Here is a 20,434-nt window from a genome sequence, read left to right on the forward strand (position 1 = left end):
TCGGCGGCCCAATTCTTTAACCGTTTGAGCGCTGCTCTCCCCCTTCCCCTGCAACTGATCTGGCTGATCCCGGTGTACGGGTTCAGCGGGATGCTCCTGTCGTTGCCCTGGGCCACGGGGTGGATCAAACGCAATGGCCCGCGCCCGGCGGCCTACCTCAACCTTCTTGTCACGCTGCTGGCCGTCATCCACGGCAGCCTTGTGCTCCGTTCGGTCTACGAGATCGGTCCCCAGCATCTCGATCTGGCCTGGTTTCAAGCCGCTGACCTCGACCTGCGTATCGGCTTCGATCTGTCGCTGACGAACCTGGCGGCCCTGGAGCTCGTCACGACGATGAGCCTGATCTGCCAGGTCTATGCCCTGGGCTACCTGGATAAGGAATGGTCCCTGGCCCGCTTCTACGCCCTGGTGGGCTTCTTTGAAGGGGCCATGAGTGGGGTGGTTCTCAGCAGCAACCTGTTCATGAGCTATTTCCTGCTGGAGATGCTCACCCTCTCCACCTATCTGCTGGTGGGCTTTTGGTATGCCCAACCGCTGGTGGTCACGGCCGCTCGGGACGCCTTCCTCACCAAGCGCGTCGGTGATGTCCTGCTGTTGATGGGGGTTGTGGCGCTCTCGGCCTTTGCAGGCTCAATGGAGTTCACCGACCTCTACGACTGGGCCGGCGGCTTGAAAGACAGTGGCGCCCTCGGCCCCCTGGGCATCACCCTGCTTGGCCTGGGGTTGATCGCCGGTCCGATGGGCAAGTGCGCCCAGTTCCCAATGCACCTCTGGCTGGATGAAGCCATGGAGGGCCCGAACCCGGCCTCGATCCTCAGGAACTCCGTTGTGGTGACCTGCGGCGCGATCGTCCTGATGAAGCTGATGCCGATCGTCCAGCTCTCACCACTCGCAACAGACGTCTTGCTTGCGGTGGGGGCCATCAGCGCTATCGGCGGAGCCCTGGTGTCGTTGGCCCAGGTGGACCTCAAGCGCGCCTTCAGCTACTCGACCACCTCCTATTTGGGGCTGGTCTTCATCGCCATTGCCCTGCAGCGCCCTGGCATCGCACTGCTGTTGCTCTTTGCCCACGGTCTGGCAAGGGCCCTGCAGTTCATGGGGGTGGGCAGCATCATCGCCACCACCAACTGCCAGGACCTGACTGAACTGGGCGGCATTGGTACCCGCATGCCCGCGACCTCTCTGGCCTTCATCATCGGCAGCGCCGGTGTTGTGGGCCTGCTGCCCTTGGGCTCTTTCTGGTGCTACGGCCTGATGATCAACAGCCTCCAGGAGAGCGACCCGGGCTTTGCGGTGGTCTTCTTGATCACCAACCTGCTGACGGCCACCAACGCCACCCGGGTCTACCGATCCGTCTTCCTTGGCAAACCACTGCCCAAAACCAAGCGCACCCCTGAGGTCAATTGGTTGATGGCCCTGCCCATCGTCAGCCTGAGCGTGATCGTGATGCTGCTGCCCGCGATGATGCAGCGCATTGATCCGGTTCCGGGGATCGCCTCCTTCAGCCTCAGCATCGGGCTTGCGGTCGCGGCCTCCGGTCTGATTGGTGTCGTCATTGGGGCTGTGATTCCCCTTGATCAGTTCTGGTCGCGCTCGACCACCCCTTGGGTTCGAACCCTGCAGGACCTTCTGGCCTACGACTTCTACACACCGGAGATCTACAAGCGCACGGTGGTGAGCCTGGTGGCCAACTTGGCCCAATTCACCCGCTGGTTCGATCTCAACGTGATCAAGGCCATGGCCGATGGTGTCGGCAATCTCTCGATGGCCACAGCCAACGGCCTGAAGCTCAGCGTCAGCGGCAAGACCCAGAGCTATGTGCTCACGGTGCTCCTCGCGATTGTCTTGCTGCTTGGTGTGCTGCAGCTGGGGCGGGGGGGTTAATCGATGTTGCTGAGTTCTCTGCTGTTGATCCCCTTCCTGGGGACCGCCGCGCTGCTGCTTTGGCCTGGGGAGCAACCCCTGGGGCGCCTGCGGCTGATCACGATTGGAATCCTGGTGATCCAGCTGATCGCCAGCCTGGTGATCACCGTCCAGTTCGATCCCAGCGTGGCTGGGATGCAGCTCCAGGAGTTCCACCGCTGGGTCCCTGGCATTGGTCTGGATTACGCCCTCGGGATCGATGGCCTGTCCTTGCCCCTGGTGCTGATCAATGCCGCCCTGACCTTGGTCTCGGCGATCATCACCCGCGACATCGACCGAAGACCGCGGATCTACTTCGCCATGCTGCTGTTGATCAGCGGTGCGGTGAATGGGGCCTTCATCGCCGACAACCTGCTGCTGTTCTTCCTCTTCTATGAGCTGGAACTGATTCCGCTCTGGCTCTTGATCTCCGTCTGGGGCGGCGCGAACAAGGCCTATGCCGCCACGAAATTCCTGATCTTCACAGCGATCTCAGGAATGCTGATCCTGGGCGCCTTCCTCGGCTTGGCGCTGCTGACTGGAACCGTGGATTTCAGCATCACCCCGGTCCTCTCCGATCGTCTGGCCATGGGCGGTCAGATCGTGCTCCTGGTTGCGATCTTGCTGGGCTTTGGGATCAAGATCCCGCTGGTGCCCCTTCACAACTGGCTGCCCGATGCCCACACCCAGGCCGCTACTCCGGTGTCGGTTCTCCTGGCTGGTGTGCTGCTGAAGCTCGGCACCTATGGGCTGCTGCGTTTTGGCCTGCAGCTCTTCCCAGAGGCCTGGGCTGAGCTGGCCCCTGGCCTCGCGATCTGGGCGGCCATCTCCGTGCTCTACGGCTCCCTGGCGGCCATTGCCCAGACCGACATGAAGCGGATGGTGGCCTTCAGCTCCGTCGGCCACATGGGCTACGTGCTCCTGGCTGCCGCGGCCAACACCCCCATCAGCCTGCTGGGGGCGGTGTTCCAGATGGTGGCCCACGGTCTGATCTCGGCCCTGCTCTTCCTGCTGGTGGGCATCGTCTACCGCAAGACCGGCACCCGCGACCTCAAGGTGCTCCATGGTTTGTTGAGCCCTGAAAAGGGTCTCCCCCTGACCGGGACGTTGATGATCCTGGCGGTGATGGCCAGCGCCGGCCTGCCGGGCATGGCCGGATTCATCTCGGAATTCCTGGTCTTCCGCGGCAGCATCAGCGCCTTCCCGGTCGCCACCCTGCTTTCGATGGTGGGCTCTGGACTGACGGCCGTCTACTTCCTGCTGCTGGTGAACCGCGCCTTCTTTGGCCGCCTCTCCATTACCCCCGACAGCGACGATCCCATTCGGGATGCACGCTTGGATGTCCAACTCGCGCCCGTGGCTCCCCGGGAGACCTATCCCGCCCTTGCCCTGGCCGCAGCGATCATTGGCCTGGGCCTCTTACCGTTTGGCCTCAGCTATCTGAGCGAAACCTCGCTCACAGCCTTGGCCCTGCAATCGATAGGAGTGAGCTGAGATGCCTGTCATTCCTGCTGAGCTGGTTCACAGCAACCCCGGCCTCGACGCCGAGCAGATCATCGCCAAACTCCTCGGTGGTGAGACCTTGCTGAGCGACACCTCCGATCACCTCATTGAGGTGGTCGATGTGCTCGAGAGCTATGGCGAGGTTCTTGATGCCTACAGCAAAAACCTGATCTACCAAGGGGAACATCAGTTCCTCAACCCATTCCCGATCTTCAAGTACCTCGACGGGGACCTCAGCCCCGCCAAGATCTGGCGCCATCTCAACCACGACCGCATCAACTTCGAGTACGCCGAGTACTGCATGAAGGGCATGCTCTGGCATGCCACCGGCGGGATGGATGCCTACTTCGACAGTGAGGCCTTTAGCGAGAACTGCAAGGCGATCATTGCCGCCAAGCGCCGGCGTGATCCGCTGCTGGCAATCCTGCATCCCCTGTTCCCAGATTTCCTCAGCGAACTGATTCGCAACGCCGCCACCACCCATGCCCTGGGGCAGTTCTGGCGCGTGATGAGCGATTTGTTCATCGACTTGGCCAAGGCGGAGCGCTCCGGTGCCGTGCGCTCGATCCCGGATGTGGTCGATTTCATCAAGCAGGGGCTCGTGGCCGCCGCCGCCAACCCGATCGAATACGGCGTGATGATCGCCGGCCAACGGTTCTGGATCCTGCCGCCGGAAGCCAAGCTCACCTTCCTGGTGGATGTGGCCGTTCCCTACGTCGAGGCGGTCTTCCTGCGGGGGATGCCCTTCTTGGGCACCGTCAGCTACAACGCCCAGGCTCAGCAAATCTCACCGGACCAGGCCACCTTCACCTACGGCGCGCTCTACGCCGACCCGCTGCCCACGATGGGTGCGGGCGTGCCCCCCAGCCTGCTGATGCAGGACATGTACCGCCATCTTCCGGAGCGATTGCACCAGTGGTATCTGGTGCGCACCCGCGGAGAAGGGGACGTGCGCGAAAAGATCTGCCGCAGCTTCCAGAAGTCGATGTTCTGCGTGACCAACGCCGCCATCAGCGGCACCATGCCCCACGCCTTGGACACGACCAACCCGGAGGAACAGGAGGCCAATCGCGCCTATGCCGCCTCCTGGGCCGCTCGCCTGGTGATTGGCCGCACCGATTGCCTCGCGGCGTAGGGTCAACCCATGGATCAACTCTGGAATCCCCGGCCCAAGCCCGATCGCGTTGAGTGGCTGGAGCGCCGGATTGAGTTCGAGGACTACGCCGGGAACCGGGCGTTTTTGGATCGCCTCAACGATTTCTGCGAGCAGGAAGGGCGCTACCCGGACATCAGTTTTGGGCGTACATACGTGAACATCACCCTCCGGCCCGAGGAGGAGGGGGCGAGCATCGGCGAGGCTGACCACGCGTTTGCCGCTGCCATCGATGGCCTCGTCTGAGCAGCCCGACAACACGCCCGTCGATCTTCAGGCCGCCTATGAGGGGGCCGAGGTCCAAGAGGTTCTCGATCAGCTGGACCAGGAGTTGATTGGACTCCAGCCGGTCAAGACCCGGATTCGTGAAATCGCCGCCCTGCTGGTCGTCGACCGGGCCCGCAAGCAGGTGGGACTCTCCACCACGGCCCCCAGCCTGCACATGTCCTTCACCGGTCGGCCAGGAACGGGAAAGACGACCGTGGCCGAGCGGATGTCCCAAATCCTGCACAAGCTCGGCTACGTGCGCAAAGGTCACGTGGTCACCGCCACCCGGGATGATCTAGTGGGGCAATACATCGGCCACACCGCTCCCAAGACCCGGGAGATGCTCAAGAAGGCGATGGGTGGGGTGCTGTTTATTGATGAGGCCTACTACCTCTATCGCCCTGAGAATGAGCGCGACTACGGAGCCGAGGCGATTGAGATCCTGCTCCAGGTCATGGAGAACAACCGTGATGACCTGGTGGTGATCTTTGCCGGTTACAAGGAGCGGATGGATGTTTTTTACCAAAGCAATCCTGGTCTCTCCTCTCGAGTCGCCAACCACATTGACTTTCCGGATTACAGCGCCAGCGAACTGCTTGCCATTGCGCGGCTGATCCTGGCGGAGGAGAACTACCGCTTCAGCGAGGAGGCCCTGGCGGCCTTCGAGGATTACATCGATCGGCGCATGCAACTGCCGTTCTTTGCCAATGCCCGCTCGATTCGCAATGCGATCGATCGCTCGCGGATGCGCCAAGCCAATCGCCTGTTCAATGTGATGAACAGCAGTCAGCTCACCAAGCTGGATCTGATGACGATCGAAGCGGAGGACATCACCGCCAGCCGCGTCTTCTCCGGGGAGGTCGAAGGCCTTGACCCCAGTGAACCGATCACCGGCTAATCCCTAGCGGGTCCGGCGGCGGGAGTCGATCTGGAGAAGGTCGCGGACCTGTTGAATCTGACGGCCCAACTGGGGGTCAGCCGCCAGCTTCTTCTCGGTTTGATCCACGGCGTACATCACGGTGGAGTGATCCTTGCCGCCAAAGGCATCGCCAATGCGGGGCAAGGACAAATTGGTGCCCTGGCGCATCAGGTACATGCCCACCTGCCGGGCCTGGCTCACGGCCCGCTTACGGCTGGCGCTCTTCATCTCATCGACGCCCACACCGAAGACCTCGGCCACCTTGTTCAAGACTTGATCCGGGGTGACCTCCACCTCAACACCGGCCGGTTCGAGCATCGGTGCCACCGATTCCACAGTCATCGGCAGACCGGTGATCGAAGCAAAGGCAACGGCTCGGGTCAGGGCACCCTCGAGCTCGCGAATGTTTGAGGTGAAGCGACCCGCGAGGTATTGAATCAGGTCCCGGGGCAGGCTGACCCGCTCGTGCTCCGCCTTCTTGTGCAGGATCGCCATCCGCGTTTCCAAATCAGGCGTTTGGATATCCGCGATCAGGCCCATCGAGAAGCGTGAGATCAAACGCTCCTGCAGACGGGGAATCTGGCTTGGGGGACGATCGCTGGCAATCACGATCTGGCGCCCGGCCTCATGGAGGGCGTTGAAGGTGTGGAAGAACTCCTCCTGGGTGTACTCCTTGCCCTCGATGAACTGGATGTCATCCACCAGGATCAAATCGGCAGCCCGGTAGCGATCCCGAAATTTCTGCATGCCGTCCTTGCGGATGGCCTGAATCAGATCGTTCGTGAAGGTCTCAGTGCTGACGTAGGCGACCCGGGCCTCGGGATCAATCTCCAGGCGGTAGTGGCCAATGGCCTGCATCAGGTGGGTTTTACCCAGACCCACCCCGCCGCAGATGAACAGCGGGTTGAACTCACGGCCGGGGGCCTCAGCGACGGCCAACGCCGCGGCATGGGCCATTCGACTGTTGGGCCCGACGACGAAGCGGTTGAAGACGTAGCGGGGATTCAGGCCCGGGGCCAACTTGCGCGGGGCCTCACCCGTGGCCGTGCGCTGCTGGGGGGCAGCGGAGCCTGGGGCCACCTCGACCCCGGCGGTCGTGGGGGGCTGACCGTTCAGGGTGATGCCCTGGGCGGACTCACCACCGGCCTCGACGCTGACCGCGATCGGGCGACCGGCGATCTCGCTGGCCACCGCGGCAATGGTGCTCAGGTAGTTCTTGCGCAGCCAGCCGCACGCAAAGGTATTGGGGGCCAGCAGCTGCAGCTCGTTGCCCTGCAGGTCGACACACGTGGCCGGACGAATCCAGGTCTCAAACGTGGGTTTGGAGAGATTGCCTTGGAGTGCTTCTTGAACCTGACGCCACAGCGTTTCTCCCTGCTGCACCGTCACGTCATCCCCTGTGGTCCATGAATATAGGGGTGGTCTGAGGCGGGAGTGTCTCCGATGATGCGCCTGAACACCTGCCCCACATCTCTGCTGCGCATGACCCGTTTGATGCATGGCGTTCGCCCCCAGCTCGCCTTGGGTTGCTTGCTGCTGAGTGTGGGCCTGAGCGGCTGCGGGACCGGCGGTTTGCGGCTACCGCTCTGGAACGGCAGCAGGGGCGGAGACGGCGCTCAGGTCAGCGATGCGCCCGCCGCCGCCCCCCTACCGGGGGGCAAAAGTTTTGTGGTCAACGCGGTCGACAAAGTCGGACCGGCGGTGGTGCGAATCGACACGGTGCGGCGGGTGGTCAACCCGATGGGCGGACTGTTTGGCAGTGGTCCCTCGGTGCAGCAACAGCAGGGGCAGGGCTCGGGCTTCATCACCCGATCCGACGGGGTGATCCTGACCAATGCCCACGTGGTCGAGGGCACCAATGAAGTGGGCGTCACCCTGCCGGATGGCCGCAATTTCAAGGGCAAGGTGCTGGGCTCTGACCCGGTCACCGATGTCGCTGTGGTGAAGGTGGCGGCAGCCAACCTGCCCGTGGCACCCCTGGGTAATTCCAAAGGCGTGCGGCCCGGCGAATGGGCGATCGCGATCGGCAACCCCCTGGGTCTCGATAACACCGTCACCTTGGGAATCATCAGCGCGGTGCAGCGCACCAATGCCCTCGGGGAGGGGCAACGGGTGCCCTACATCCAGACCGACGCGGCCGTGAACCCGGGCAACAGCGGCGGTCCCCTGATCAATGACCGCGGTCAGGTGATTGGGATCAACACCGCCATCCGACAGGCCCCTGGCGCGGGTCTGAGCTTTGCCATCCCGATCAACCTCGGGCGCCAAATCGCCGCACAAATCCTCGATCGCGGCCAGGCCTCCCACCCCTACATCGGTGTACGGCTCCAGGCCCTGACCCCCCAACTCGCCAGGGAGGTCAATGCCACCGATGCCGAGTGCCGGCTGCCGGAGACCAAAGGCGTCGTGGTGGTGGAGGTCATCCCCGGCAGTCCAGCCGCCAAGGGAGGCATGCGCGCCTGTGACCTGATTGAGCAGGTCGGCGGCAAGCCCGTGAAGAACCCCTCCGAAGTGCAGGTCGCGGTGGACCAGGGACGCGTCGGCCAGAACCTGGCGATCGTGATCCAGCGCAAGGAGCGGACGCTCACCCTCCAGATCAAGCCCGCTGAACTCCCCCGCGGGAAGTAGGCGCGGCCTTGGCTGCCCCTCTGACCCTGGTGGTCATGGCCCGCTGGCCGGCCCCCGGACGCTGCAAAACCAGGCTGGCCCGCCACACGGGTCGACTGGCGGCGGCCCAGATCCAACGCCAGCTGACGCAGCACAGCCTTGAGGTCAGCGGCCGCTGGAGCCAACGGCACCAGCACAAGCTGCTGATGGCCGTCGACGGTCTAGGCCCCCGCGGGTTGCGCCGCTGGCAAGGACAGCTGCAGGCGCTCGCTCCAGGGGTTCAGCTCGGGCCACAGGGGGGAGGCAACTTGGGCTGCCGCATGCAGCGGCAGTTGCAGCGGGCCTTCCAGGCGGGGGCTGAGCGGGTGATCGTGATTGGAACGGATCTGCCCGCCCTGGAAACCAGTGATCTCGACGCCGCAGCCGAGGCACTCCTGAGGGCACCGCTGGTCCTTGGTCCCGCCCGAGATGGCGGCTACTGGTTGATTGGCCTGAACCGCTCCGGCTTCCGCCGCGCCGGAGCGCAGCTGATGAGTGGCATCCCCTGGGGCAGTGATCAGGTGCTGCAGCGCAGCCTGGCTGCCGCCGCGGCGCACCAGCTCCCTGCGGTCCTGCTGCGACAGCAGAACGACCTCGATGAACCGAGCGATCTGGAGGACTGGCTGCGCTGCCAGCTACCGCCCGCATGAAGCGACCGTCCCTGGCCGTCGTCATTCCCGCGCGGCAGGAAGCGCAGCGCCTACCGCTGTTGCTCGCCGATCTGCAGCAGGCCCCACTCGGGCTAGAGACAGAGCTGATCGTGGTGGACTCCAGCGCCGATCCAGGGACCGCCGACGTGGCCCAGCTCGCCGGCGCCCAGGTGATCCGCTGCACCGCCAACCGTGGACTGCAACTCCAGGTCGGCATTGCCGCCTCAACGTCTCCTTGGTTGTTGCTGTTGCATGCCGACTGCAGGCTTCCGGCCCGTTGGGGGGCGTCGGTGGAACAGGCCATGGGGCAAGCACCAGCCGCTTGGTACTTCGACTTCCAGGTCGCCGCGGCCGGTCTGCCGCTGCGGCTGCTGGAGCTGGCCGTTCAGCTGCGCTGCATGATCCGGGCCCTGCCCTACGGCGACCAAGGGCTGCTGCTGCCGCGGGCCCTGCTGGAGCAGGCCGGGGGCATGCGGCCCCTGCCGCTGATGGAGGACCTGGATCTGGTCCAACGGCTCCAACCCCTGGCCCCCCTGCGCCGACTCGGCCAACCACTGGCGGTCGATGGCCGCCGCTGGAGACGCGATGGGGTGCTGCGCACGGCAGAACGCAACGCGGCCCTGCGCCGGGCCTGGCGCCGCGGCGCCACGGCCCAGGAGCTCGCCAAGCGCTACTACCGCAGCCCCTAGGGGGCGTACCAGAAGGCGCAGCGGCGATTTTGCGGTTCCAGCTCCCAACCCTGGGCGCCATAGAACTCGATCACGCCGGGATCGGCGAACAGGCTGATGCGCTCCACCTGCATCCGCTGCAGGCGCTCGATCACGTACTGCATCAGCTGTTTGCCCAGGCCCAGACCTTGGTAATGGGGGTGGACGGCCACATCCCAGACGGTGGCCTCGATCACCCCGTCACCGGTGCAGCGGGCAAAGCCCACCAGGCGCGGCAGGCGGGCGTCATGGCGCCAAAGGGCCACCACCAGGAGGCTGTTCTCCAGGGCAATGCGCACCCGCCTCATCGGACGGCGGCTCCAACCCACCGCATCGGTGAGCTGCTCGAGCTCATAGAGATCAATCTCCCGCTCCTGGCTCAAGACCAGTGAAGTCGGGGCATTTGGGGTCACGCAGACGCGATGGTCCCGGCCGTAGAGCTCCTCCAGTTCAGTGGCGCTGGAACCAATCAGAACGGAGCTCGCTGCGGGGTTCGGTTGATCCTGACCCACCAGGTCACCCCCTTGATGCAGGCTGGGTCCGTTTCTTGCATTGGGATCCCTGGGCGCAGCACCTCTGCTGGTTGGCGTGCATGGTTGGCTGCTCTCCGGGCGGCTGTGGGATCCGCTGCGCACGGCCCTGGAGCCAAGGTGGGACTGCTGGACCCCTGATCTGCCGGGCTTTGGCCAACGCCCGAGGCCCCAAGGCCTGCGGACCAACTTGGTCAGCTATGGCCGCTGGCTGGCGGAGGCGGCCCAGGAGCAAGCCGGCGGCCGGCCGATCGTGCTGATCGGCCACTCCCTGGGGGGAAGCCTGGTGCTCCATGCCGCCCCCCATCTGGGGGAGCAACTGCGGGGGATCATCCAGGTCGCCTCCGGAGGCGGGGTCTATCAGCCGCGGCCCTTTCGGATGGTGCGCAACGGCGGGGCCACCTTTTTGCGCTGGCGGCCGAGTTGGCTCGCCCAGCTCCCTGGCACCGAGGCCATTCGCAGCCCCCTGGTGGCGGAGCTCCGCGCTGCCCGCGGGCTGCTGGCCTGCAGCATGCAGCGCGGGGCCGTGCGCCAGCTGCCGGCGCTGGCGAGCCAACTACAGGTCCCCAGCCTCTGGGTGGTGGGCAGCAAGGACACGGTGATGGAGCCGCGCTACGTCCGCCATCTCTCGGGCTATGCCCCCAATGCCGAGGTGCAGGAGCTCGAAGGGGAAGGGCATCTGCCGATGCGCAGCGCCCCAGACGCCCTCGCCCGAGTCATCGAGGACTGGCTGGATCGAACGTTGTTCTAGAGCCTGGCCAGTCCGCGTTCCTGCAGGTCGGCCAACTGGGCATAGAGACCACCGGCGGCGCGCAGGGCCGTGTGGGTTCCCTCTTCGATCAGGCGACCGCGCTTGAGCACCAGGATGCGGTGGGCTGCCTCCACCGTGGCCAGGCGGTGGGCGATGACGATGGCCGTCCGTTGGCGCAGAACCCGATCGAGATCCCGCTGCAGGGTGGCCTCGGTGGATGGGTCCAGGAAGGCCGTGGCCTCGTCCATCACCAAGACCGAGGGATTGCGAATCGCCACCCGCGCCACCGAGAGCAACTGGCGCTCACCGGAGGAGAGGTTGCTGCCGCGCTCACGCAGCTCTGTGGCCAGCCCCGAAGGCAGTCGATCGAGCAGGGGCTCAAGACCAAGCTCCGAGCAGAGGCGCTCGAGCTCGACATCGCTGATGGCGCCATCGAGGCGCAGGTTGTCGGCCACGTTGCCGCTGAACAGGAAGGTGTCCTGCAGCACCACCCCAAGGCGCTGGCGCAGGGTGGGGATGGGCAACTCGCGGATGTCCACTCCATCCAGCAGGATCCGGCCCTGCTGGGGTTCATAGAGGCGGCAGAGCAGGCGGATGATGGTGGTCTTGCCCGATCCGGTCGGACCGACCAAGGCCACGTGCTCCCCAGGGGCAATCCGGAAGGAGAGGTCCGTCAGGATGGGATCGTCAGGGCGGTAGGCGAAGGAGACGTTTTCAAAAATCACCTCACCGGCGCTGCTGAAGTCGCTGCCACTGCGAATGGCGGCCGAGGAGCGCTGGTTCAGGGGCAGCTCCTGAATCTCAATGGGCTCCTCCAGCAGCTCACCGATGCGCTCAACAGCGGTCAGGCCGCCTTGGATCTGAGTAAAGCGCTCCGCCAACTGGCGCAGGGGATCAAACAGGCGCTGGGAATAGAGGATGAAGGTCGTCAGGGTGCCCAGGCCCATCGCCCCAGCGGTGACCATCCAGCCCCCCAGGGCCAACACCAAGGAAATCGCCCCCAGGGACACCCACTCGATCAAGGCCGAGATCGAGGAGTCGTAAAAGATCGTGCCGTTGACCGCATTGCGGTAGGCATCAGCGGTGCGGGCAAAGCGGGCGGAGTTGTGGGACTCCCGGCGGAACATCTGCACGACCTCCAGACCCTGAAGGTTCTCCTGCAAATCCGCGTTCATCTGGGAGAGCTCCTCGCGAACCCGGTAGTTGGCCTTGCGGTAGCGCCTCTGCAACCAGAGCATGGTCAAGGTGACCGGCACCTGCACCGACAGCAGCAACACCCCGAGGCGCGGTTCAATCGCCACCATCGTTCCGGCGATCACCAAGAGGGTGACCAGGTCCGCCAGCAGCCCCACGGCGCCACTGCCAAAGACCTCGGCCAGGGCATCGACGTCACTGGTCAGGCGCGTCAGCAATTTTCCAACGGGCGTGCGGTCGTGGAAGCGCAGCGAGAGGTCGAGGGAATGGGCAAACAGGTCGTTGCGGATCCGCGCAGTCAGACGTTGGCCAACGGCCTGCACGTTGAAGCTCTGAACCCCCTGCAGGCCCAGGCGGATCAGGACCGCTACCAGCAAGAGCGACACCAGCGTCCGCAACTGGCCCGAGAGGGGCATGGCCTGCAGCCAGGGCAGCACCGGCTCCTGACGCAGGGCCGAAATCGCCTGTCCGACCAGCAGGGGTTGAACCGCCGCGGCACCCGCCACCGGGATCAGCAGCACCAGGGTGAGCAGCAGCCGTTTGCGATCGCGCCCGAGGTAGGGCAGAAGACGCAGCAGACGTTGACGATCGCGCTTGGCCATCAAGCGCCTGCGCTGGCGATTTGATCGACGATCGATTGGATCTCGCCGGAATCGAGCCGCAGCGACAGCGGATGGCCCACGAGGCGGGCGGTGGAGTGGAACAGATCTTCGATGGCGATCAGGCCGTTTTCTTCAAGGGTGCGGCCGGTGGCCACCAGATCGACGATGGCTTCGCTCATGCCGGTGATCGGACCGAGCTCCACCGAGCCGGCCAGATGGATCAACTCCACAGGCAGATCCAGGGCCTCGAAGTACTCCTCAGCGCAGCGGGTGAACTTGCTGGCGATGCGGCAGTGGGCCGGCAGGTCACTGGCCCGGCGATAGGGACTGGAGGCCTTCACGGCCACACTCATCCGGCAGCCGCCAAAGCCCAGATCCACCAACTGAGCCACGGGCAGCTGGTGTTCCTTCAAGACGTCGTAGCCCACCACCCCAAGCTGGGCCTGGCCGTAGGCCACATACACCGGCACATCGGCATTGCGCACCAGCAGCGCCCGGGCGCGACCACAGACGCTGGGCACCATCAGCTGGCGGTTGCCCGGCTCCAGCACCGCTGCGAAATCCAGGCCAGCGGCCGCGAAGCGGCGGACCGAGTCCTTCAGCAGGGCTCCCTTGGCCAGCGCGACGGTGATCATGGTTGGCAGCCTGAACCGGGACTTTAACGATGCATGCCGCCACGACGGTTTCGCTGATCCCTGTGCTGAGCGACAACTACGTGTTCGTTCTCCACGGCGAAGGTCCGGGTGCGGTGGTGGTGGATCCGGCGGTGGCCGAGCCCGTGATCGCCTGGCTGGAGGAGAAGGGCCTGGAGCTGGAGGCGGTCCTGCACACGCACCACCACAACGACCACATCGGCGGAACACCCGGGCTGTTGCAGCGCTGGCCTGAGGCGGCGGTGATCGCCAGTGCCGCGGATCGTGAGCGGATCCCGCTGCAAACCCAAGGAGTCCAGGGAGGCGATCAGCTGAGGCTGTTGGGCCGAGAGCTGAGGGTGCTGGAGGTGCCCGGCCACACGCGTCACCACATTGCCTATGTCGTGGAGCCGGAGGCGGGGGGAGCCGCTGAGCTGTTCTGCGGCGACACCTTGTTTGCCGGCGGCTGCGGTCGCCTGTTTGAAGGCACCCCCGAGCAGATGCTCAGCTCCCTGGGCAGCCTGGCGGCCCTGGGGCCCGAGACCCGGGTCTGGTGCGCCCATGAGTACACCGAAAGCAACCTGCGATGGGCGGCGGAGCAGGAACCGGACAATGCCGCGATCCGCACGCGACTGGCGGAGGTGCAGCAGCTGCGCCGTGAAGGACATCCAACGATTCCCAGCCGCATTGGACTGGAGCAGGAGACGAACCTGTTCGTCCGGGCCCAAGACGCGGCGGCGCTGCGCCAGCTGCGCGGCCACAAGGACCTTTGGCGGGGCTAGGACTCAGCCGCGGGCGATGAGGGCGGCACCACTGGGGTAGAGCCGGCCCTGCTCGCCTGCGCGCAGGTGCAACTGACAGCGCTGGCCGCGGGCATAGTCCAGCTCCAAGGGCAGACGCAGGCGCAGGCGTCGGTCATCGAGCTGTACCTGATAAAGCCACTCACGGCCGAGGAATTCCCGGCCCACGACCCAGGCCTCGGCGTCATCGTCCGGAACCAAGGCGATGGCCTGCTGACTGACCAGCACCTCCAAGTCCGAGGAGGAGGACGCAGCAGCCCCGGCCTCCGTTGGTTCGAGCACCCCGAGGGGCGTAAGGCAAAAACCGTCCTGGAGCTGGGCCGGCAGAAGGTTGCCCTGCAGCACAAAGCGACCGACAAAGGAGGTCGCCGGGGCCGTCACCAGGTCGTGGGGGCTGGCGCATTGGTGCAGATGCCCGGACTCCAGGACCGCCACCCGATCACAGATCGCCATGGCCTCCTCCGGGTCGTGGGTCACGATCACCCCGCTGGCGCCGCAACGGGCCAGGACACCGGGAAGCTCCGCCCGCAGGCGCAGCCGCACCTCCACATCCAGGTTGGAGAAGGGCTCATCGAGGAGCACCAGGGAACAGCCCGGAGCCAGGGCGCGGGCCAGGGCCAGGCGCTGCCGCTGACCGCCGGAGAGCTCATGGGGATAACGGCGCTCGAGGCCCTTGAGGCCCAGCAGTTCCAACAGCCAGGAGGCGCGACTGGTGTCCTGACCTGGCCTGAGGCCAAAGCAGGCGTTACGCCAGGCATCGAGGTGGGGGAAGAGGGCGTAGTCCTGAAAGACCATGCCCACGCCGCGGCGCTCCGGGGGTAACCAACGTCCCTGCCCGGCCACGGGGCGTCCGCCGATGGACACAGAGCCGCGGTCGGGCTTCTCAAAACCAGCGATCAGGCGCAGCAGGGTGGTTTTGCCGCAGCCCGAGGGGCCCAGCAGGCCGACCAACTCACCGGGCTGGAGCTGGAAATCAATATCGCGAAGGGTCCAGTCGCCACTGGAGGCGGGGCCGCTGTAGCGATGCCACAGGCCACTGAGCTCCACCTGCGGCTCCTGGGGGAGATCAGGGCTGGGCATCTCAGGGCGCATTCAGCAGGTTCGCCATAGGCTCGGCGCCACATCCTCTCGTGCAATGAACCTTCCAGCGATTGAGGCGGTGACAACCGCCGCGGCACCCGCACCGGTCGGCCCCTACAACCAGGCCGTCAAGGCGGGTGGGGTGCTCTATTGCTCCGGCCAAATCGCCCTGGATCCAGCCACCGGCGCGATGGTCGGCAATGGAGATGTGGAGGCTGAGACCCGCCAGGTTCTCAGCAACCTCCAGGCCGTGCTCAAGGAAGCCGGCTGCACGCCGCAGCAGGTGGTGCGCACCACGGTCTTCCTGGCCGATCTGGGGGATTTCGCCAAGGTGAACGCGCTCTACGCCGAGGTATTCGGAGAGGGGGTTTCCCCGGCTCGCGCCTGCGTGGAGGTGGCCGCACTGCCGAAGGCCGCCCGGGTGGAGATCGACTGCATCGCGGTGCTGGGCTGAATCAGCCGAAAGGTGAGATTGATCCGCTCGGTCCTGACCCGGGCACGGGCCGGTAGGGCGTGCTGCCAGTGGGCCTGGGTGGGCGGATCCATCACCAACAGATCGCCGTCATCTAGGCAAAGCGAGAAGGGCGCCTCAGCGGACGCAAGAGAGGTACGTCTCGGGCGAAAACGCAGATCGCGCGGAACGCCGATGCTCAATGAGGCGATGGGGGCCTGGTTGTCGAGTTCCGGCTCGTCATCGGCATGCCAGCCCATGCGGTCGTCTCCAGTGCGGTAGCGATTCAGCAGCAGGCTGTTGAATCGAACCCCCAACTCCTGCTCCAGGAGATCGCGAAGGGGCGCAATGGAGGGACTCCAGGGGGTGATGGGCTGCACCTGGCCGCTGTAGCGGTAGCTGCAGCCGGGGTCAGCCATCCAGCAGGTCAGACGAGGCGTGGGGTGCTGGCGGCCAAAGACGCGCACCAGGGGCTGCTCCCAGGGAACCTCCTGAGCCAGGCGCTGACGCAGGGATTCCGTGGCGATTCCATGGCCCTGTAGCCAGGCGGAACCGTGGCGAAGCTTCAGGCCAGGACGCTCAATCGCAATCAAGGCTGGGCTGGTTCAATCACCCGAGCTTCAGCCACGGGGGGCGGGGCCAGGAGCGTCAGGCGTGTGGCCTGATCAAGAACCGGGGTGGGATCGAGGGCCAGCATCTGCTCCCCTTGGCGCTGGCGCAACTCGACATGGAGATGGGGGCCACTGGCACGGCCGCTCTGGCCGACCAGGCCCAGGGTGGAGGCGGCCGTCAGGAAGTCACCTTTGCGGACATTGGCGCTCTGCAGATGGGCATAGAGGCTCTGCCAACCGCGGCCATGGTCCAGGACCACCGTGAGGCCGTAGCCGTCGATGGGCTCCACCAGAACCACACGTCCCGGAAGCATGGCCAGAACAGGCGTGCCCGCGGGAGCCACCAGGTCCTGACCGGCGTGCATGCGCCAGGCCCCGCGGGAACTCGAATAGCGCCAGCCGTAGGGGTCCACCTCCGTCGCTTTGACCGCCAGGGGATAGACCACACGGATCGGCTGACCAGGACGCAGTGGCCAGGCCAGAGAATCGGGCATGGCCTCGCTGATTCCCATCCCGGGCGTCAGGTCAGCGACCGGAGTATCGCCAGGGATTTGCAATGGCCTCTCGGGGAGGGCCAGAGCCGGGAAAGGCAACAGACAGCCCGTCAGCCCGGCGAGGACAGCAACAGCGCGAACGGGGCCGAATCCCATGGTGGGGCGAGGACTTCGGGCCCGTTGTACCGGGGCCCAGCGCCACGGCCAGCCCAGCGGATCGACCGGTAAGCTCCAGACATACGGGGCGTGGCGCAGCTTGGTAGCGCGGGTGCTTTGGGAGCACTAGGTCGCAGGTTCGAATCCTGTCGCCCCGATTGAATTGTCAGGGATTGGCCCCCAGTGGGGCACGCAAAACGCACGCAAACCTGCTCAGGCGCGCGGTCAGTCGTTCTCGGCGCCAGGCTCGCCGTCATGCAGGACGGCCATCACGTTGCAGCCGGGAAAGAGATCCCGCCCAAAGGCCCTGACTTGCTCTGCACTTTCTGCGTGGACCAACGTTCCGACGCTCTAGCCCTTGGAGACCTCAACGGCCAGGTCAAACAGCTTGCCCACAGATTTGTCGCTTAAACCCTGGCTTAGCCATTGATAGGGCAAACGGGGTAGCGAACACCCCAGCCCCACCCAAGCCATGACCGAGCTGGAGGCGCACCACAGACCAGCGCCGTCCGAGCGGGAGTTTGCGGGGCGTTAAGCCACTTGCACCCGAAGTAGCACTTAGGCCATGACATGAGTGGATCTCTGCGGGAACAGAGTCCACACGGGGGGCTGCCATAGGCCCCCCACAACAACCATCCAGAGCAGCAGCTGACCCGCCGAGGTGGTAGGTCATCACAGGCGGCTTGACAATCCCCGTAACGAAGGGATCGGCGCGCGTGAAATCTCTGCGGTTGAGCTTCTCTGCTCTAGGTGCTGCTGCTGTGGCACTGTCATTCATCCCTCAGGTCAACGCCAAGCCCGTTGAGCTGGCGCAAGGCTCAGCCAGCGACCTGGGCGTGATGAGCATCAATCTCAAGGATGTGATCAAGCCTCAGGTTGGTGTCCAGGCACAGACACAAGCTGCTGGCACTCCCAACGAGGCAGGTCTGGGTGGCTTCCTGCCCCTGGTTGTCGGCAAGAACAGCGTCTTCTTTGCTGATGTCCTAGCCAACGCCAACTTCGCTGACATCAATAACTCCAGCAGCATCATCAACACCACCGTTGCTGGCACCACCATCTCCACCTCATCCCGCCTGGGTTATCGCTGGCTCAACGGCGACCGCAGTTGGATGTATGGACTGAATGCGGGTTATGACACCCGACCAATGAGCACGGGTCCCTCTGACACAGGTATCCCTGTCTACGCATCACGCACCGCTTTCTTCCAGCAGGCTGCTGTCAACGCAGAAGCAGTCAGCGACAAGTGGGCATTCAATGCCTATGCGCTCATTCCAACGAGCGAGCCTGATGAGCAGCAACTCAACTCCGTCTATCAAGGTGACGCACTCGCCACCATTGGTTTTGATGCTGGCTACAACATCACGCCAGATTTGAGGGCATCTGTTGGTTACTACTATCAAAACGGTGATATGAATACAGCTGATGGCTCTGGCGTCTTGGGTCGCCTCGCTTATTCCATTAATAACGGACTAACTCTTGGCACCAACCTCTCATATGACAGTGCCTTCAAGTCACGCTTCTCGGCTGACATCAAGTGGAGATTCAATACCAATGGCGGTCCCGGGAAAGAAACACCGAAATCCAATGCCGCAGTTGAAGCCCTAAAATCAACACCGAGCAATAGAGATGTGCGAGTACACGACACAAGTAGATGCTACAATAGACAAAGCAGATTATGGAACGGGAGCACAAGCTGCCCGGATATATTTACTTAACAGTTTGGCTTCCAGCCTGGTTCCAAATTTCCAGTCAAACACCCAGGCTAGCCACTCAATGCCCTTGCAAAAGCAGGGGCTTTTCATATCTTCAGTCACACCCGTAAAACAGCCAATTAGCCTCCAATACCTGGCACCATTGCAATCAGATGACAATTACTTCGGGGTCCTTACTGATTTTTTGTCTACGGGGAAATTCGAAGCACGACGCCTCTCTAGCTTCAGCCTGATTTGCATATAAACCCGGCTGATCTTTGGGCTGCAGAAGCCCGTTTAGCGCTTATTTAACCCGATTAAATCGAGCCTGTCATTTTAGCGGCGGATTTAGCCCCGTTAAGGCTTAACCGCTCTAAACATAGGCGCTGGTAGCGCTTCGCCTGGGCGGACCAAAGGTCGTCATGGGAGACGCGAGCCTCTGGGACTCGAACACCAGGGGCTTTTTGTCCTGATGCTGTCACCTGAATATCACCACCCCATCGACCTCTTCAAGATAAGGAGATGGCTCATCTACCACCTTGGCTGAATCGGAGTGCAGACCAAGGAGGATCATCAGATTCTTGATTGCTTTGAGGACTGACACTGTTCATTGGCTGATTGGGCACACCAAAGCTGAGCCGACTGCTACCGACAAGTACTACGTATGGTGCCTTCACCGTTGGCGACGCTACATTCAGGGAATGAGGGCAGCAAGACCTCTGAAAGTAAGAGCCTGCACGTGCCTGGAGCCTAGGCAATAGCTCTAGTGCAACCAAATCGTCCATGTTCACTGGACTACAGTAGGTTCACATTTGGTGCTCCAGAGGTATCAATAGAGAATGATCCGCACCTATGTCATCAATGTCGCAGGGGAGGATAAAAGGCTCTCCGAGATTTCACAAGCTCTTTCTCGTAAAAGCATTGCGTTCAGGAGGATCGAGGCTGTAACACCTGCAGCCATGAAACACATAGACATTAAGAGTGATTGCGACATTGTCTACCACAGCATGCTTGAACCAGCCTGCCTCACCTCCCACCTGAAAGCCCTCATGACGTTTGTGTCAGAGTCTGAGAGTGGCGATATAGCTTTAATCCTTGAAGATGATGCAACTCCAGCCCCTTCCCTGACTCCAGAACGACTCAGGTCTCTCATATTGTATGCACCCAAGGACTTTGAGGTTCTCCAGCTAGGCACAAGTCACACTAAAGGCTCGTCTCTGCTCTTAAGTCATAGAATAAAGCATTCATTAGAGTGGCATAATTGGCACTACGCCCTTTGGGGATCCTATGCGTATATGGTCAACAAAAAAGGTGCTCTAAGAGTTCTTGAGCGCCTTTTCTCATCCTGCATGCTTGACCTTTCTGGTTTTTACTGTCCCGAGCTTTGCGTTTCTGACTACTTACTTTTCGATATTTGCAAGACTTACACAAGTACATATCCCTGGTTTGGCCATCTTGGAGTTGACTCGTCCGTAAGGCCAGAGTCGGTGGCTCATGAACAGCAAACCATCGCCGAGCGAAATCAATTCCTTCGTTCCTGCTGGCAGTTGCCCTGAAATTTCCTTACCGGCTCAGATCCACTGGGTCCTTTATAGAGGAGATTTGAAGGTGAGTTCGAACCCCTTCGAATAGCTACCTTCAGCGGAATAACTTTGGGTCAAATAGCAGTAGATAAGCGCCGATAAGATACAGCTG

Annotated in this window: 20 protein-coding genes and 1 tRNA gene; 14 read left to right on the top strand and 7 right to left on the bottom strand. The window is 63.3% G+C overall.

Annotated elements, in window-relative coordinates:
- The first annotated feature begins 24 nt into the window (after positions 1–24).
- The 5 genes from ACXIQ9_RS02500 to cbbX are packed head-to-tail and all read left to right on the top strand — an operon-like array spanning position 25 to position 5,723.
- Entirely contained in the window at positions 25–1,884 is a 1,860-nt protein-coding gene (locus tag ACXIQ9_RS02500) for an NAD(P)H-quinone oxidoreductase subunit F (RefSeq protein ID WP_424175040.1), read from the top strand.
- A 3-nt stretch (positions 1,885–1,887) separates the two neighbouring features.
- Complete coding sequence (locus ACXIQ9_RS02505; protein ID WP_459015416.1) at positions 1,888–3,396, top strand: NADH-quinone oxidoreductase subunit M; 1,509 nt, start codon at positions 1,888–1,890, stop codon at positions 3,394–3,396.
- 1 nt (position 3,397) lies between these two features.
- Positions 3,398–4,540: a CO2 hydration protein gene (locus tag ACXIQ9_RS02510; RefSeq protein ID WP_459015418.1), complete on the top strand. Its 1,143-nt coding sequence runs from the start codon at positions 3,398–3,400 to the stop codon at positions 4,538–4,540.
- 9 nt (positions 4,541–4,549) lie between these two features.
- Positions 4,550–4,804: a 4a-hydroxytetrahydrobiopterin dehydratase gene (locus tag ACXIQ9_RS02515; protein WP_010316509.1), complete on the top strand. Its 255-nt coding sequence runs from the start codon at positions 4,550–4,552 to the stop codon at positions 4,802–4,804.
- Positions 4,791–5,723, top strand: coding sequence for a CbbX protein (gene cbbX / locus ACXIQ9_RS02520; RefSeq protein ID WP_010316507.1), 933 nt, complete (start codon positions 4,791–4,793; stop codon positions 5,721–5,723). Before ACXIQ9_RS02515 ends, cbbX begins: the two co-directional genes overlap by 14 nt.
- A 3-nt stretch (positions 5,724–5,726) precedes the next feature.
- Here cbbX and dnaA read toward each other — a convergent pair whose 3' ends face one another.
- Positions 5,727–7,133, bottom strand: coding sequence for a chromosomal replication initiator protein DnaA (dnaA, locus tag ACXIQ9_RS02525; protein WP_296416370.1), 1,407 nt, complete (start codon positions 7,131–7,133; stop codon positions 5,727–5,729).
- A 54-nt stretch (positions 7,134–7,187) separates the two neighbouring features.
- Here dnaA and ACXIQ9_RS02530 point away from each other — a divergent pair, with 54 nt between their 5' ends.
- Genes ACXIQ9_RS02530 through ACXIQ9_RS02540 form a run of 3 tightly spaced genes read left to right on the top strand, consistent with a single transcriptional unit; the run spans position 7,188 to position 9,729 of the window.
- On the top strand, positions 7,188–8,372 hold the full coding sequence (locus tag ACXIQ9_RS02530) for a trypsin-like peptidase domain-containing protein (RefSeq protein WP_010316502.1): 1,185 nt from the start codon (positions 7,188–7,190) through the stop codon (positions 8,370–8,372).
- Positions 8,373–8,380: 8 nt separating this feature from the next.
- Positions 8,381–9,040 carry a TIGR04282 family arsenosugar biosynthesis glycosyltransferase gene (locus tag ACXIQ9_RS02535; RefSeq protein ID WP_296418382.1) on the top strand — a complete coding sequence of 220 codons (660 nt, stop codon included), beginning with the start codon at positions 8,381–8,383 and terminating at the stop codon, positions 9,038–9,040.
- Positions 9,037–9,729: a TIGR04283 family arsenosugar biosynthesis glycosyltransferase gene (locus tag ACXIQ9_RS02540; protein ID WP_459015422.1), complete on the top strand. Its 693-nt coding sequence runs from the start codon at positions 9,037–9,039 to the stop codon at positions 9,727–9,729. The genes ACXIQ9_RS02535 and ACXIQ9_RS02540 overlap by 4 nt, the downstream gene beginning before the upstream one ends.
- On the opposite strand, the gene ACXIQ9_RS02545 is transcribed toward ACXIQ9_RS02540, so the two are convergent.
- Entirely contained in the window at positions 9,726–10,196 is a 471-nt protein-coding gene (locus ACXIQ9_RS02545; protein WP_459015794.1) for a GNAT family N-acetyltransferase, read from the bottom strand. The genes ACXIQ9_RS02540 and ACXIQ9_RS02545 overlap by 4 nt on opposite strands.
- A 139-nt stretch (positions 10,197–10,335) precedes the next feature.
- Here ACXIQ9_RS02545 and ACXIQ9_RS02550 point away from each other — a divergent pair, with 139 nt between their 5' ends.
- The gene (locus tag ACXIQ9_RS02550) at positions 10,336–11,028 is read left to right on the top strand and encodes an alpha/beta fold hydrolase (RefSeq protein ID WP_459015424.1); all 693 of its coding nucleotides are present in this window, start codon (positions 10,336–10,338) and stop codon (positions 11,026–11,028) included.
- Here ACXIQ9_RS02550 and ACXIQ9_RS02555 read toward each other — a convergent pair.
- Together ACXIQ9_RS02555 and hisG are read right to left on the bottom strand one after the other, a co-directional pair.
- Complete coding sequence (locus ACXIQ9_RS02555; protein ID WP_010316493.1) at positions 11,025–12,824, bottom strand: ABC transporter ATP-binding protein; 1,800 nt, start codon at positions 12,822–12,824, stop codon at positions 11,025–11,027. The genes ACXIQ9_RS02550 and ACXIQ9_RS02555 overlap by 4 nt on opposite strands.
- Positions 12,824–13,459, bottom strand: a complete 636-nt coding sequence (gene hisG / locus ACXIQ9_RS02560) for an ATP phosphoribosyltransferase (RefSeq protein ID WP_010316491.1) — start codon at positions 13,457–13,459, stop codon at positions 12,824–12,826. The genes ACXIQ9_RS02555 and hisG overlap by 1 nt, the downstream gene beginning before the upstream one ends.
- A 29-nt stretch (positions 13,460–13,488) precedes the next feature.
- Between hisG and gloB the strand changes: the two genes are divergently transcribed.
- Positions 13,489–14,238: a hydroxyacylglutathione hydrolase gene (gene gloB, locus ACXIQ9_RS02565; RefSeq protein ID WP_459015427.1), complete on the top strand. Its 750-nt coding sequence runs from the start codon at positions 13,489–13,491 to the stop codon at positions 14,236–14,238.
- A gap of 3 nt (positions 14,239–14,241) precedes the next feature.
- On the opposite strand, the gene ACXIQ9_RS02570 is transcribed toward gloB, so the two are convergent.
- Positions 14,242–15,336, bottom strand: coding sequence for an ABC transporter ATP-binding protein (locus tag ACXIQ9_RS02570; RefSeq protein ID WP_459015429.1), 1,095 nt, complete (start codon positions 15,334–15,336; stop codon positions 14,242–14,244).
- Between the two features lie 55 nt (positions 15,337–15,391).
- On the opposite strand from ACXIQ9_RS02570, the gene ACXIQ9_RS02575 reads away from it, so the two are divergent.
- Positions 15,392–15,790: a Rid family detoxifying hydrolase gene (locus ACXIQ9_RS02575; RefSeq protein ID WP_459015431.1), complete on the top strand. Its 399-nt coding sequence runs from the start codon at positions 15,392–15,394 to the stop codon at positions 15,788–15,790.
- Here the strand turns inward: ACXIQ9_RS02575 and ACXIQ9_RS02580 are convergent.
- Positions 15,679–16,380, bottom strand: coding sequence for an alpha-ketoglutarate-dependent dioxygenase AlkB family protein (locus ACXIQ9_RS02580; RefSeq protein ID WP_459015433.1), 702 nt, complete (start codon positions 16,378–16,380; stop codon positions 15,679–15,681). The genes ACXIQ9_RS02575 and ACXIQ9_RS02580 overlap by 112 nt on opposite strands.
- The gene (locus tag ACXIQ9_RS02585) at positions 16,377–17,048 is read right to left on the bottom strand and encodes a M23 family metallopeptidase (RefSeq protein WP_156797900.1); all 672 of its coding nucleotides are present in this window, start codon (positions 17,046–17,048) and stop codon (positions 16,377–16,379) included. The genes ACXIQ9_RS02580 and ACXIQ9_RS02585 overlap by 4 nt, the downstream gene beginning before the upstream one ends.
- Positions 17,049–17,132: 84 nt before the next feature.
- On the opposite strand from ACXIQ9_RS02585, the gene ACXIQ9_RS02590 reads away from it, so the two are divergent.
- From ACXIQ9_RS02590 to ACXIQ9_RS02600, 3 genes are all read left to right on the top strand, one after another.
- Positions 17,133–17,206, top strand: a tRNA-Pro gene (locus ACXIQ9_RS02590).
- Positions 17,207–17,764: 558 nt separating this feature from the next.
- Complete coding sequence (locus tag ACXIQ9_RS02595) at positions 17,765–18,763, top strand: carbamoyl-phosphate synthase L chain (protein WP_459015436.1); 999 nt, start codon at positions 17,765–17,767, stop codon at positions 18,761–18,763.
- Positions 18,764–19,578: 815 nt separating this feature from the next.
- Positions 19,579–20,295: a glycosyltransferase family 25 protein gene (locus ACXIQ9_RS02600; protein WP_459015438.1), complete on the top strand. Its 717-nt coding sequence runs from the start codon at positions 19,579–19,581 to the stop codon at positions 20,293–20,295.
- The last annotated feature ends 139 nt before the right edge of the window (positions 20,296–20,434 follow it).

The sequence above is a fragment of the Synechococcus sp. LTW-G genome, assembly GCF_054459035.1.